Origin of the sequence: Burkholderia sp. Bp9140 (assembly GCF_003853425.1) — a bacterium.
In the GTDB taxonomy this organism is placed as follows: Bacteria; Pseudomonadota; Gammaproteobacteria; order Burkholderiales; family Burkholderiaceae; genus Burkholderia.
Genome location: NZ_QTPQ01000036.1, coordinates 41040 through 54976, shown reverse-complemented (window position 1 = coordinate 54976; position 13937 = coordinate 41040). Strand labels below are relative to the sequence as shown.

Annotated in this window: 9 protein-coding genes and 1 pseudogene; 2 read left to right on the top strand and 8 right to left on the bottom strand. The window is 67.2% G+C overall.

The genetic code is table 11. The annotated features are described in order from the left end of the window. Positions 1-385: 385 nt before the first annotated feature. Positions 386-2319, top strand: a pseudogene (locus tag DIE21_RS27100) (SMP-30/gluconolactonase/LRE family protein). Positions 2320-2587: 268 nt separating this feature from the next. Continuing rightward, on the top strand, positions 2588-5473 hold the full coding sequence (locus tag DIE21_RS27095; RefSeq protein ID WP_124500564.1) for a bifunctional YncE family protein/alkaline phosphatase family protein: 2886 nt from the start codon (positions 2588-2590) through the stop codon (positions 5471-5473). Positions 5474-5605: 132 nt separating this feature from the next. On the opposite strand, the gene DIE21_RS27090 is transcribed toward DIE21_RS27095, so the two are convergent. The 8 genes from DIE21_RS27090 to DIE21_RS27055 form a co-directional block, all read right to left on the bottom strand. Beyond that, on the bottom strand, positions 5606-6055 hold the full coding sequence (locus DIE21_RS27090) for a GNAT family N-acetyltransferase (RefSeq protein ID WP_124500563.1): 450 nt from the start codon (positions 6053-6055) through the stop codon (positions 5606-5608). Positions 6056-6119: 64 nt separating this feature from the next. Continuing rightward, positions 6120-7076, bottom strand: a complete 957-nt coding sequence (locus DIE21_RS27085) for a hypothetical protein (protein ID WP_124500599.1) — start codon at positions 7074-7076, stop codon at positions 6120-6122. Positions 7077-7364: 288 nt separating this feature from the next. Further along, positions 7365-8387: a MerR family transcriptional regulator gene (locus DIE21_RS27080; protein ID WP_124500562.1), complete on the bottom strand. Its 1023-nt coding sequence runs from the start codon at positions 8385-8387 to the stop codon at positions 7365-7367. 72 nt (positions 8388-8459) lie between these two features. Next, entirely contained in the window at positions 8460-9416 is a 957-nt protein-coding gene (locus tag DIE21_RS27075; protein WP_124500561.1) for an amidohydrolase, read from the bottom strand. Beyond that, complete coding sequence (locus DIE21_RS27070; protein WP_124500560.1) at positions 9394-10341, bottom strand: YncE family protein; 948 nt, start codon at positions 10339-10341, stop codon at positions 9394-9396. Before DIE21_RS27070 ends, DIE21_RS27075 begins: the two co-directional genes overlap by 23 nt. 52 nt (positions 10342-10393) lie before the next feature. Continuing rightward, positions 10394-11686: an MFS transporter gene (locus DIE21_RS27065; RefSeq protein ID WP_124500559.1), complete on the bottom strand. Its 1293-nt coding sequence runs from the start codon at positions 11684-11686 to the stop codon at positions 10394-10396. 128 nt (positions 11687-11814) lie between these two features. Then, positions 11815-12732 (bottom strand): dihydrodipicolinate synthase family protein, encoded by a 918-nt coding sequence (locus DIE21_RS27060; protein ID WP_124500558.1) that lies wholly within the window; start codon positions 12730-12732, stop codon positions 11815-11817. 8 nt (positions 12733-12740) lie between these two features. Then, the gene (locus DIE21_RS27055) at positions 12741-13913 is read right to left on the bottom strand and encodes an L-rhamnonate dehydratase (RefSeq protein ID WP_124500557.1); all 1173 of its coding nucleotides are present in this window, start codon (positions 13911-13913) and stop codon (positions 12741-12743) included. Positions 13914-13937: the final 24 nt, after the last annotated feature.

Genomic DNA, 13937 nt, shown 5'->3' with positions numbered 1-13937 from the left:
GGCGCGATACCCGCCAGCGGTCATTCCTTTATCCGCATCCGGCGATTTTCCCGATTCGCCGAAATTCCCCTCCGTTATTGCAATGCGCCGGATTTGAACACGCGGCGATATTCGCGCAGGCGCAAACCCGACTTTCCCCGATATCAAGCGCAGACGCGTAAGTGATCATTCACTCTCGCGCAGTCGCGCGCGCCGTCTGCGACAGCGGTTCGCAATTTTTTTCGATTTATATAAAGCTATTCTCGACGCTGCCGATTATCGAATGCCGGCGATGTAATACCGACCGCGCCGGATGATTCAGCGGAAGTATTTACGCATTGCCGATTTCCAGTCATCCGGCCGCCCCGTCACGCGAATGATTCCACCATTCAGGAGAGCATCAGCCATGGTCGCCAGAAAACCGATTCAGGCCGTGCTGCTCGCTGTCGCGATCGCCGCGATTGCGCCGGCCGGACATGCGGGTAACACCACCGACTGGCTGGCGAACACCTACGGCACGCTCGCGGCGCACGTCGGCAACGTCGCGCGGTCGATGTGGGTTGCGCCTGAAGGTGTGATCTACACGGCGTCGATGTGGGACGAGTATGAAGGTGGTGTCGCGATCTACCAGAACGGCAAGAGCGTCGGCTCGATCGGCACGCATGCGGAATTCCAGGGCAGCGCGATCACGGGCAACGCGGCGTCGCTGTTCGTCGCGCTGCAGCCCGGCAGCGGCTACGGCAGCGGCGCGGTCGGGCGCTACAACCGTGCGACGCGCTTGCGCGACAAGCTCATCCAGGTCGCCGCGGCGACCAACCAGCCTCGCATCGACGTCGTCACCGGGCTCGCCACGGCCGGCTCGCTGCTCTATGCGAGCGATTTCTACGGCAATCGCGTGCGGGTGTTTACGACCGACGGCCTGTGGCAGCGGGACATCAACGTGTCCGCGCCGGGCGCGCTCGCGGTCGACTCGGCGGGCAACGTCTGGGTCGCGCAGAAAAGCGCAGGCTCGATCGTCGAATTCAGCCCGGCCGGTGCACTGCTGAACACGATCCGGCTGACCGCCGGGGCGCAGCCGTCGGCGCTCTATTTCGATGCGGCGGCGGGACAGCTGATGGTCGGCGACGAAGGCCCCGAGATGAACATCAAGCGCTATGGCGTGTCGGGCCGGCCTGCGCTGGCCGGCACGTTCGGCGTGCGCGGCGGCTATCTCGACACGACGACGGGCATCAAGGGGCAGGTCGGCGCGAAGCGTTTCACGCGCATCGCCGGGATCGGCAAGGATACGGCCGGCAACCTCTACGTGCTCAACAACCCGTGGGGCGGCAGCTGGGATCTCGGCCGCAACGGTGCGACCGACATTCACGCGTACAGCAGCGCCGGCAGCCTGCGTTGGACGCTGCAGTCGCTCAACTTCGAAGGCATCGCCGCACCGGATCCGGTCACGGACGGCGCGCTGTTCTACAGCGGCACGCACATATACAGCGGCACCGCAGGCGGCACCTTCGTCGCGAACACGGTCGATCCGTTCACGTATCCGTCGGACCCGCGCATCAATATGAGCGACACCCAGCGCGACGAGCACTTCGGGCTGCTGACGTCGGTCGGCGCGAACCGGATCCTCGTTGCAGCCGGACAGAATCCGCCGATCTATTACTTCTTCCACTTCAACGCGGCCAACGGCTACGTCGCGATCCCGGACGGGGCGATCCCGGGGCCCGCGTTCAACACGACCCGACGTGTGTCGGCCGGTTTCAGCCTCGACAGCAAGGGCGGCGTATGGGCCGGGCTCGACAAGACCGGCGCCATTTATCACTATCCGCTGGCCGGCTTCGATGCGAGCGGCAAGCCGTCGTGGGGCCGGGCGTGGCGACGCCGGTGCCGGCCAGCATCCAGCCGCTGACGCGCATCGTCTATCTCGCCGACAGCGACACGATGGTGCTCGCGCAGGGCGTCGTCGGAAGCACCGACTGGACGTCGATCGGCACGCGCATCGAGGTGTATCACGGCTGGAGCGCGGGCAACACGACGAAGCCGAATCCGGTGATCACGCTGCCGCACAGCGGCGCGAAGTCGATCGACGCGGCCGGCAACCATCTGTTCGTCGGCTACTGGTTCAGCAGCAGCGGGCCGCTGTGGCCGAACATCGACGCATTCAACCTCGACACCGGCAATCTCGACACGACGCTCGTCAATGCGAGCCCGGCGACCGTGGACACCAGCAGCGCGATCGATGCGATGGTCAGCGTGCGCGCGTACCGCCGCGCGAACGGCGAATACGTGGTGACGAAGAACAACGTGAAGGGGAACAGCATCACCGTGTATCGGTGGACGCCTTGAGGGCAGGGCCTCGAGTGCAACGATGACGCCACGATGGCTGTCATCGAAACGCCTTCGCTGTAACGATGTGTAATAAGCCGGCCCGCAATGGAACCGGTCATCCGCTTGACACTGGGCGGCGATGTAATTCCGGCACGTCGGCGATAGCCGACGCAACCCCTTCGATCGATTGGCACGGGCCCTCGCCACCGCGCGACACGGGCAGACGAGGCCAGGATCATGCCGGACACGTCAAACGGTAATCGCTCCACAAGTACAGAGGATTCCTATGAAAAATAGCCAGGTCAAGCGCGCGCTCCAACTCGGAGCCGTCATGTCGGCCGTGCTGCTTGCGTCGCAGGTGCAGGCGGACAGTTCCAGCAACGCCGATGCCGCCCGCGTGCCGAGCGGTCAGTTCGTCACACCGCTGGCCGTGCGTGGCGCGCTCCAGCAGTTCCTGAATCCCGGGCTGCCGGCCTATCCGCATTTCGTCGCGGGTGAGGCCGTGCGCTCGCAATTGAGCCCGGACGGCAAGACGCTGGCGATCATCACCGCCGGCCAGAACTCGTTGTACAAGCCGGACGGTTCGGTCGACACCGCGGCCTCGACGCAATTCATCTTCCTGTACGACGTCGCGGGCGCGAACAAGACGCGCCCGGCGCTCAGGCAGGTGCTTCAGCAGACCAACGCGTTCGTCGGCCTGGCGTTCTCGCGCGACGGGAGCAGGCTCTATGCGACCGGCGGCAGCGACGATGCGGTCTACGTCTATGCGCAGCACGGCGGCACGTGGGCGCTGTCGACGACGATCGCGCTCGGCCATGGCGGCAAGGGCGTCGGCATCCGCGTGCAGCCGAACGCGGCCGGGCTCGCGTTGTCGGCCGACGGGAAGACGCTCGTCGTCGCGAACAACTACAACGACTCGATCAGCGTGATCGACACCGCGACCAACAACGTGCGCTACGAGCACGATCTGCGCCCGTTCTTCTCCGGCAACGAAGGCCGCAACGGTGACGCGGGCGGCACGTTCCCGTTCGCGGTCGTCGTGAAGGGCAACGGCATCGCATACGTGTCGTCGGATCGCGATCGCGAAATCGTCGCGGTCGACGTTTCGTCGCCGTCTCGCGGCCGCCTGGTCAAGCGCATCAAGCTGGACGGCAACGCGCTCGGCATGACGCTCGATGCGCCGCAATCGATGCTGTTCGTCGCCCAGGACAACGCCGACCAGGTCGCGGTGATCGACACGAACACCAACGCGGTCGTGACCCGGATCGACGCGCGCGCGCCGGCCGGCGTGCTCGCGCACGGCCCGGCGCACACGGGTGCGGCGACGTATGCGGTCACGCTGTCGCGCGACGGCCGAACGCTGTATGCGACCAACGCCGGTGCGAACGAAGTCGCCGTCATCCCGCTCGTCGGCGATCGCGCGTATCGCGTCACCGGATTGATTCCGACCGCCTTCGAGCCGCACGACGTGACGTTCAGCGCGGACGGCACGTGGATGTACGTGGTGAACGGCAAGAGTACGACCGGTCCGAACCCGGACCATCTGTTCGGCGCGACCCCGGCACAGGCCGCCGCGTCGCGCGCGTCGAACGAATACCAGTTCCAGCTCGAGCGCGCGTCGCTCGTGAGCGCGCCGGTGCCGGCGGCCAACGAGCTGCCGGCGCTGACGCAGCAGGCCGCGCGCAACAACTTCTATCGTCCGGAAGACAACGACAGGGATAACGAGGTGATGGGCTTCCTGCGCCGTCACATCAAGCACGTGATCTACGTCGTCAAGGAAAACCGCACGTTCGACCAGGTGCTCGGCGATATCGGCAACGGCGCCAATGGCGATCCGCGGCTGGCCCAGTTCGGCCGGAACATCACGCCGAACTTCCATCGGCTGGCGAGCCAGTTCGTGACGCTCGACAACTTCATGAACCCGGGCGACGGCAGCATGGACGGCTGGTCGTGGGCGCTCCAGGGGCGCGTCACCAACACGGAGACGATCACCCAGCAGATCAACTACGCGGCGGTCAATCGCGGCTTGTCGTACGAGAGCGAGGGCACGAACCGCAGCGTGCCGGTCAACTGGGAAACGGTGCAGCAGCGCGATGCGGCCGCCGGCCCGGCCGGCACCACGAACTACAGCAACGCGGCCGCGGGCCTGCCGGGCGGCGCGGCGAACCTGCTGCCGGGCACGGGCAACCATGCGTCGTCCGATGCGCCGTTCGGCCGGCAGCGCGGCTACATCTTCGATGCGGTGCTCGCCGGCGGCGGCACGGTCCGCAACTACGGTTTCCTCGTGAACAACATCGGCAGCATCGGCACGGCCGCAAACCCGATCGTCGACCCGCACGCGGCCGGTGTCGTCCAGGCCGCCGCGCTCGATCCGCGGCTCGCGTCGATGACGGATGGGTATTTCCGCGGCTTCGACCAGAACTATCCGGACCAGTGGCGCCTCGACGAGTGGAAACGCGAGTTCGACCAGTATGTCGCGAGCGGCAACCTGCCGACGCTGTCGCTGGTGCGCCTGTCCCACGATCACATGGGGGCGTTCGGCACGGCGTTCGCCGGCGTGAACACGCCGGAAACGCAGCAGGCAGACAACGACCTGGCCGTCGGCCGGCTCGTCGAGGCCGTCGCGAAGAGCCCGTATGCGAACGACACGCTGATCGTCGTGACCGAGGACGATGTGCAGGATGGTCCCGACCACGTGGATTCGCATCGCGGGCCCGCATACATCGTCGGGCCGTACGTGAAGCAGGGCACGGTGATCCGGACGCGCTACAGCCAGGTCAATGCGCTGCGCACGATCGAGGACGTGCTCGGCACGCAGCACATGAACCTGAATACCGCCTACCAGCGGCCGATGACCGACGTGTTCGACGTGCACGGCCCGGCGTCGTGGAGCTACACGGCCGTCGCGTCGACGGCGCTGAAGGGCACCGGGCTGCGCCTGGCCGAAGGGGCGGGTGTGAACGCGCTGCAATACGCGGCCGGGCCGGATGTCACGCCGAAGCATGACGCGGCGTACTGGGCGAAGGTGACGGCGAAGTTCGACTTCGACGATGCCGACGAGGTGCCGGCCGATCAGTTCAACCGCGTGCTGTGGAAGGGCATGATGGGGGCGCAGCCTTATCCGAAGCTCAGGGGCGTGACGCAGAAGGTGGCGAGCCGCGACGACGACTGATCGTTCGATTGGTCGATGTGGAAGCAGGCCCTCCCGGCGGGAGGACCTGTGTTTTTTCACGAGGTGTGCGGCCAGGGTCCGCGTGGGCGGCATCCGGCGCGCCACGTGAGCGGTTGGCCGGGCTGCGCTACGTCACGCGTGCCATAGCAGGTTCGCGCTGCTGTCCGTTTCGGACAGCAGCCGGAACCCGAGCCGCTCGTAGAGGCGCCGCGCCGGGTTGCCGTGCAGCACGCTGAGCGATACGGATACGGGCTCGCGTGCGGCTTCGACCAGCAGTTCGTGCAGCACGGCTTCGCCGATGCCTTGTCCCTGTCGCGACGGGTGGATCTGGATCTGGTGGACGTGCCATTCAGCGGCGGCGCGTGTCACCTTCAGCAGGCCGATCGAGTGGGCGTCGGCGTTCGCACCTTCGCAGACGATCATCGCATCTTCGAAGTGCGCCGCGATGCGCCGGTGGTGCGCTTCGTCGTCGGTGGGGGCGCCGACGCGTCGCAGATGCTCGGTCATCGTGAGTTGGCGCAGCGTCAGCAGAAAGGGCAGGTCGGACGGGGACGCGGGACGCAGGCGGATCGCCGGTTTCATGATCGATGTGGAGGCGCTCGCGGGCGAGCTTCGACACCGATGATTCCAGCATTCACGACGCAGGTCAAAGGCCCGGCAACGGAATCTGCCGCCCGGCCGGGCGATGCTCGAGGACGTCCGTGACTTCGTATTCGGTTCTTGCTCCGTCCGGGGTTTGCCACTGCTGCATACGGACATTGCAGACGAGCACGTCACCCTTGCTGAAACTGATCTGGCTGTTGCTCACGCGCGACAGGAAGCCGGCATCCGTGATCGCCGCGTGAATCGTCGACGCGCCGTCGTACAGCCGCCACTTGTTGTCGTCCTTGAACGCGAGCGACACGATCGAGAACGCCATCCTTCGATGTTCGTCGAGAATGAGCGCGTCGGCTTGCCCGGGCGCGTGAAACCATGCGATCTCGTTGCGGGTGACCGTCTCGAACACCTCCGTGTCGGTGCCGGTGGCGAACATCACGATGCCTTCGCGTGCGAGCGGCGCAAGCACTTGCTCGGTTGCCTGTCGGACGCCGACGTCGCGCAGCAGGGTGAGGACGGAGAGGTCGATCTCGAGTTGCTCGCCGTCCACGTGCAGCAACGCCGTGTGGCCCTGCATCTGCACCCGCTGGATCTCGCGCCCACGCAGCCACTTGAGGACGGCGAAGAGACCTGTCCTCGCTTTGGGCGCGACGATGCCGAGCGCGGTCAGGATCGTGACCGCGTTGGCCAGCGCCGTGCTTTCGTTGCCGCTCAGGATGTCGCGCATGCGGCCGAGAAGCGAGGTCGCGAGCGTGAAGTCGATGCCGAAGCTGCCGGTCTTGAAGCTGCCGCGCACGTTCACCTGCGGTCGAACCAGATCGCCGCACAGTGCCCGTGTCGATGCCTCCAGCAAATCCCCGATCGCAAGCAGCGCGGGCGCGAGTTCGCGCACGTCCATTTCGGAAGATTCGAGTGCGGGACCGTCATAAGTGACGCGAAACTGGCTCATGTCGTCGAAGGGGCCGATATCGGCCCGGCCGGTACGGTTTTCATTGCGTGTGGTCATGCGAAATAGTGGCTGCAGGCGTGGACGATACCGGAAATGATTTATTTCGGATACCTTGCATGTTAAGCACGATCGACCGGCAGCGGGCGATTTTGGCCATCCGGCCAGGGCGGCTGCGTCAGGTATCCTGACGATGTCCGAAAAGCGTCGAATTGCTTGGGACTTGTGCGGTACGCGAGGCAGGCCTGACCAGTCGGTGCGCGGCCGATTTCCTGCTGGAGACGCGGCCCTATCCGCGCGGGAGCGCACGCGGCCCCGCCGTGCCGGCGGGTCGGGCCGCGCAGCGAATCACATCGTTTCCGACCGTCGGGCGGCACGCTCGCGGATCTCGGGCGACGCCAGGCACATGGCCACGGCTTCGTATCCGGGCGCACCACGGTAGGACGCTACACGGGAAGGCGGACTGTGATTCGCCGGGCACAGGATGATCGCTTCATCCGGCCCGACTGCTGACAGATCGAGGATCGCCGACGAACGCGTCATCAGGAACAGCGGCCGCGCCCCTGCGGCGGCGCGTGCACGCAGCCACGTGATCAATGCCTGTTGCGTGGGCCGGTCGAGATCCTGTTCGATCATGTCCACGACCAGTGCGCGCGGGCCATTCGACTCGAGGCAGGCAAGCAGCGCAGTCAGCGCCGGTGAGTGGGTCGCACCGGCGTCGGCGAGCGATGCCGTCGTACGCTCGACACGCGTGTTCAACGCCGGATCGGCGCGCAGCGCGGCCGATGCGGCGACACCATCGCTTTCCAGCCGGTCGAGCCCCACGAATACCGCGCCGGGCAGTGCATCGGCGAGCCGCATCGCCAGTCGCGTCTTGCCGCTTCCCAGCGAACCGATGATGTAGTTCAACGGGCGGATGTCGCGGAACTCGAACCACTCGCCGCCCCACGGCCATGGCAGGTTGAACGCGACGCCGGCTCCACTGTCGCCGAGCAGCCGCGTCAGTTCCCCGTCGGCCGGCATCCGGCCGCGCGCAAGGCCGGCGCGGATCGCGCGCACCCTGTCGAGCTTGCGGACGAGATCCTGAATCCCGTGGTCGAGCGCCGCTTCGTGAGAGGCCAGCGCCTCATCCAGACTGCACGGGTCGCCATCGAGCACGTTCGCGACCTGCGCGAGGCTCAGGCCAAGCGCGCGCAGCGCGACGACGTCGGCCGCGCGTGCGAGGTCGTCAGGGTCGTAGACGCGATAACCCGCCGGCGTTCGTTCCGGCGCGACGAGACCATGCCGCTCGTAGAGCCGCAGCGCCTTGACCGATACGCCGAGCCGCGCGGCCGCCGCCGACGCGCTCAAGCGAAGCGTGGACCTGCCCATGCGTCACCCCTGTCTGCTGTCGATTCGTGACACCCAGCATAAAGGCGACCCCAAGGGCCGGGTCAAGCCCGTTCACGAAATCCGGTACACGCGCATTGCATTGTCGTGCCAGATTGCCTGACGCGCCGCATCGCCGAGGTCCGCCATCGCACGGGCAAACGTACGCAGCAGCGCGGGATACGATACACGCAACCCCGCCACCGGAAAGTTGCTCGCGAACAGGCAGCGCTGCCACCCGAATATCGCGATCGTGTCGCGGATGATCCGCGCGTTGTCCGCCTCGTTCCACACCGCATCGCGCAAGCCGAGTTCGGAGATCTTCACGGTCACGCGCGGCGAGGCGGCCAGTGCTTGCATGCCGCTGCGCCAGCGCGCGAGCCCCGCTGCCGAGCGATCCCACGGCAGCCCCGCGTGTTCGAGCACGACGTCGACTTCGGGCGCATCGGCCAGCAGCGCGGCCGCGTCGCCGAGATGCCAGAACGGCACGCGCAGATCCCAGCTGAGGCCATGCGCGGCCAGGCGTTCCAGCGCGGCCGGCCAGCGCGGATCGTGCAGCGTGCCCGGCCCGTCGACGGCCGCATCCGGCGACGCAGCGGTGCGCGGCTTGAACCGCACGCCGCGCACGCGCGGCCACGCGGCCTGTTCGGCGAGCCGCTCGTGCGCATCGCCGGCCAGCAGGTCGACCCACGCGACGACCGCCGACGGCAGCCCGTGCGCGGCCGCGACCTCGTGCAGCCAGCGCGTTTCCGCGAGCGCTTCGTCGCGTGCCCGTTCGGCCTCGACGTGCACGCTCGCGACGATCGGTGCGCGTTGCGCGGCGTGCCGGTAGTCGTCCGCGCCGAAATCGCGGCACAGCGCCGCGTAGTCACCGAACATGAAGTGCGCCGGGTCGTACCGTTCCTGCAGCCACGGGTAGTGCGCACCGGCGCCGAGCCGCCACAGGTGGTGATGCGCGTCGACGAGCGCGGCCGGCATCGCGTCCGGCGGTGGCGCGTCGGCGTGCCGTTCAGCGCGTGCCGGCGAGCACATACGACGCATCCGGTTCGCGCAGCGTCGGCAATGCGCCGACGAATCGCCACGCATCGAGATCGAGCTCGCGCACGTAGTCGTCCTGGAACGACACGTACGCGACGCGCCGCGACGGATGGAACGACAGCGCGGTCGGGTTCGCGGGCAGCGCGACGCGTTCGATCTCTTCCAGCTGTCGAGCATCGAACACCGAGATCGACCGCTCGCCTGAATTGGTCAGCAGCAGCAGGTCGCGGCCGTCCGGCGCGCTGGTGCGGTAGATGCGGTTCGGATCGCTGCGCGTCTTCACGCGGCGGCCGCAGGTCATCGTGCCGGTGTCGATCTCGACGAGCGTGTCGTCGCCGCGATTCGCGACGAACAGCGTGCGCTCGTCGCTCGACAGCGCATTGCCTTCGGGGCGCGGGCCGGGCATCACCGCGCGCGGCGCGACGGTCGCGTCGCGCGGATGGAACTGCGTGACCGTGTTCGACAGCAGGTGCACGCCGTAGGCGCGGCTCGCATCGCGCGTGAGCGTCACGAGGTGGGTCTTCACGCCGCCGGACGGCACGGCCATGTTCGGCACGGCCTGCCGGGTCGGCTCGTCGAACACGAGCAGCATGTCGTGCGCCTCGCTCATCGCGTACAGCCGGCCGTCGCGGTCGCTCGCCATCCCGTGCGGCCGGTAGTACGGCCACAGGTCGAGCATCCGCGTGTGCGTGCGCTCGACGAGGTCGATCTCGGCGATCCGGTGATCGCCGTCATGGCCGCGCGACCACGCGGTCTCGATCCCGAAGATGCCGACGTAAGCGAAGCGATTGTTCACGTCGACGGTGAACTCGTGCGGGAAGTTCGGCAGCACGACGTGCTTGAGCGCGGCTTTCGTTTCGAGGTCGTAGAAGCTGAAGGTATGGGCGCATTTCTGCACCAGCAACAAGATGTCGTTCATGGTGTGTCTCCGTTGTTTCGTTGGCGTGTCCGCGCGTCGATGTCGGTGCGCGTCAGTCTTCGCAGCGCGTCGGCAGCGTCAGTGCGAGCAGGCCGGCCACCGCGAGCGTGACGGCGAGGCTGTACACGCCGGCGGCCGCGCTCACGTGCTGGGTCAGCACGCCGACCGCATACGGGCCGCAGAAGCCGCCGAGGTTGCCGAGCGCGTTGATCAGGCCGCGTGCGCTGCCGGCCGTCTCGACGCTGCACAGCTTCGGCGGAATCGCCCAGAACACGCCGGCCGCTGCCTGCAGGAAGAAGCCGCAGCCGATCAGGAACGCGAACGACACGATCATCGACGCATGCGTGAGCACCGACAGCGCGAGGCATGCGGCGAACCCGACGAGCGGCAGCAGCACGAACAGGCGGCGCTTGCCGGTCCGGTCAGACAAATACGACGTGGCGAACATCCCGATCATCATCGCGACATACGGCAGCATCGCGAGCAGGCCGACCTTGCCCATCCCGCCGTGCGTGAGGTTCTTCAGCAGCGTCGGCAACCACATCGTATAGCCGTAGATGCCGACCTGATAGCAGAAGTTGATCGCGATCAGCAGCCAGATCGTCGGGTTGCGCAGCATCGCGCCGAACGACGCGGCGGCCGGCGTGCCGGCGGCCTGCTTGCGCGCCTGTTCCTCGCGCAGCGCGGCGAGGATGTACGCCTTCTCGCGCGGCGACACCCAGCGCGCGGTTTCCGGGCTGTCGTCGGCGAACATCAGCCACGCGAACAGGCACAGCAGCGACAGCGCGCCGGCGCTGTAAAACAGGTGACGCCAGTCGTACGCGGCGAGGATGAAGCCGGACAGCGGCGCGGTGATCATGCCGGCGAGCGGCACGAACATGATGACCATCGCGTTCGCGCGGCCGCGTTCGCGGTCGGGAAACCAGTGGCTGACCATCGTCAGCACGACGGGCAGCATCCCGCCCTCGGCCACGCCGAGCATGAAGCGCAGCGTCAGCAACTGCCACGTATGCGTGACGAGCCCGGTCAGCACCGACAGCACGGCCCAGCTCACGAGCGACCAGGCGATGAAGGTCTTGCCGCTGCCGCGCGCCGCGCGCCGGCCGCCGGGGATCTGCAGGAACAGGTAGCCGAAGAAGAAGATGCCGCCGGCGAGGCCGGCCATCGTCGCGTCCATGCCGAGATCGGCGTTCATCCCGCCCGGCATCGCGAACGCGATGTTCACGCGGTCCATGTACGAAACGATGCAGGCGAGCAGCAGCGGCGGAATCACGCGCAGCCAGCGGCGGCGCGGAATGGTTTCGCCGGCTTCATAGGCCGGGTTGGCCGGGTTCAACAGGTTCATGGTGTCTCCATCCAGTTTGGGTAGTCGGCCGCGGCGGCCTTCTGATGGGCCGCCGTCTTGCCCTGGCGAGCCGGCAGGTGCCGGCCGCCGACGCGCAACGCCTTTCGCGTCGCGCGTGCATCCGATGTCTAGCGTCCCCAGCGCAGCACGAGCGGATCGAGCCGCCGCGCCGCGTCGAGCAGGCCCGCGCGCACCTGCGGATGCAGCTCGGGCCACGGCGCGCGCGGCTTGTCGCATGCGATCACGCCGCCTTCCTTCATCAGCGCCTTCGCGGTCAGGAAGCCCGACTGGCGGTTCTCGTAGTTGATCAGCGGCAGCCAGCGCGCGTACTGCTCGCACGCTTCGTCGCGGCGTCCGGCGAAATACGCGTCGGTGATCCGGCGGATGCCGTCCGGATAGCCGCCGCCCGTCATCGCGCCAGTCGCGCCGGCATCGAGGTCGGCGAGCAGCGTGATGCCTTCCTCGCCGTCCCACGGCCCTTCGATCGCGTCGCCGCCGAGCGCGATCAGCTCGCGCAGCTTCGACGCGGCGCCGGGCGTCTCGATCTTGAAGTACGACACGGCGTCGATCTCGCGCGCGAGCGTCGCGAGCAACGCTGCAGGCAGCGCGACGCCGCTCGCGGGCGCGTCCTGGATCATCAGCGGAATGTCGAGGCCGTCGGCGACCTCGCGGAAGAACGCGCGGATCGACGCCTCGGGCACGCGGAACGTCGCGCCGTGATACGGCGGCATCACCATCACCATCGCGGCGCCGAGCGCCTGCGCGCGGCGGTTGCGTTCCGCGCAGATCCGCGCGCTGAAGTGCGACGTCGTGACGATCACCGGCACGCGGCCGGCGACGTGCTCGAGCGTCGTGCGCGTGATGAGGTCGCGTTCGTCGTCGCCGAGCGCGAACTGCTCCGAGTAGTTCGCGTGGATGCAGATGCCGTGCGAACCCGCGTCGATCATGAAGTCGAGGCAGCGGCGCTGGCCGTCGAGGTCGAGCGCGCCGTGCGCGTCGAAGACCGTCGGCGCGACCGGAAAGACGCCCTGGTAGCGTGCGTTCATGGCCGTCCTCACTCGACGATGTCGAACTGGTCGAGGAACTCGGTCTTCAGCGTGAGACCGAGGCCCGGCACGTCGTCGCGCAGTTGCAGGAAGCCGTTCTCGGCCACCGGCTCGCCGTCGAAGATGTAATAGAACAGCTCGTTGCCGACCTCGACGTCGAACATCGGGAAGTATTCGCTCATCGGCGACGCGAGCGTGCTCATCGTCAGGTGATAGTTGTGCATCTGGCCCGCATGCGGAATCACCGGCACGCTGTACGCCTCGCACAGCGCGTTGATCTTGTGCGCCATCGTGATCCCGCCGACGCGGTTCGTGTCGTACTGCACGACCGACACGGCCTTGCGGTCCAGCAGCTGCTTGAAGCCGTACAGCGAGAACTCGTGCTCGCCGCCGGAGATCGGGATGCGCGTGAGCTGGTTCAGCTCCGCGTAGCCGTCGATGTCGTCGGCGATCACCGGCTCCTCGAGCCAGCGCGGCTGGTATTTCTCGAGCTTCGGCAGGATGCGCTTCGCGTACTCGAGGTTCCAGCCCATGTAGCACTCGAGCATCAGGTCGTTGTCGTAGCCGATCACCTCGCGGATCGCCGCGACCGACTTCAGGTTCTCCACCACGCCCTGCTGCCCGTGCGCGGGCCCGTAGCCGAAGCGCATCTTGAACGCGCGGAAACCTTCCTTCAGATAGCGCTGCGCCTCGTCCTGCATCTCTTTCAGGTCGGTGCGATAGAGCTTCGAGTAGTAGCAGGGGATCTTCTCCTTGGTGCGGCCGCCGAGCAGCTTGAACACGGGCTTGCCGACGCTCTTGCCGAGGATGTCCCAGATCGCGATGTCGACCGCCGAGATCGCCGCCATGCCGATGCCCTTGCGGCCCCAGGCGTGGGTCGCGCGGTACATCCGCTGGTTCAGGTACTCGTAGTCCCACGGGTCCTGGCCGATCACGAGCGGCGCGAGGTACTGGTCGACGATCACCTTCGCGACGTGCGGCGCGAGCGCGACGTTGCCGAGGCCGACGATGCCGTCGTCGGTCTCGACTTCGACGACCGTCCACGAATGGAAGCGGAACGTGCTCATGGTTTCCTGCGGCGCGTACAGCAGGTCCATCGCGTTCGAGCAGAAGTTGCCCTGCGGCGGGACGGTCTTGCCTTTCCACTGGAATACGCGGGCGCGCACGGAGCGGATCTTCATGATGGTGTCTCCAGGAATCGATGT

Bases quoted from the DNA above. Each gene is read 5' to 3' on its own strand.
- DIE21_RS27080 (WP_124500562.1), bottom strand. From the start codon at position 8,387: ATGGGCAGGTCCACGCTTCGCTTGAGCGCGTCGGCGGCGGCCGCGCGG.
- DIE21_RS27085 (WP_124500599.1), bottom strand. From the start codon at position 7,076: ATGACCACACGCAATGAAAACCGTACCGGCCGGGCCGATATCGGCCCC.
- DIE21_RS27095 (WP_124500564.1), top strand. From the start codon at position 2,588: ATGAAAAATAGCCAGGTCAAGCGCGCGCTCCAACTCGGAGCCGTCATG.
- DIE21_RS27090 (WP_124500563.1), bottom strand. From the start codon at position 6,055: ATGAAACCGGCGATCCGCCTGCGTCCCGCGTCCCCGTCCGACCTGCCC.
- DIE21_RS27075 (WP_124500561.1), bottom strand. From the start codon at position 9,416: ATGTGCTCGCCGGCACGCGCTGAACGGCACGCCGACGCGCCACCGCCG.
- DIE21_RS27060 (WP_124500558.1), bottom strand. From the start codon at position 12,732: ATGAACGCACGCTACCAGGGCGTCTTTCCGGTCGCGCCGACGGTCTTC.
- DIE21_RS27055 (WP_124500557.1), bottom strand. From the start codon at position 13,913: ATGAAGATCCGCTCCGTGCGCGCCCGCGTATTCCAGTGGAAAGGCAAG.
- DIE21_RS27065 (WP_124500559.1), bottom strand. From the start codon at position 11,686: ATGAACCTGTTGAACCCGGCCAACCCGGCCTATGAAGCCGGCGAAACC.
- DIE21_RS27070 (WP_124500560.1), bottom strand. From the start codon at position 10,341: ATGAACGACATCTTGTTGCTGGTGCAGAAATGCGCCCATACCTTCAGC.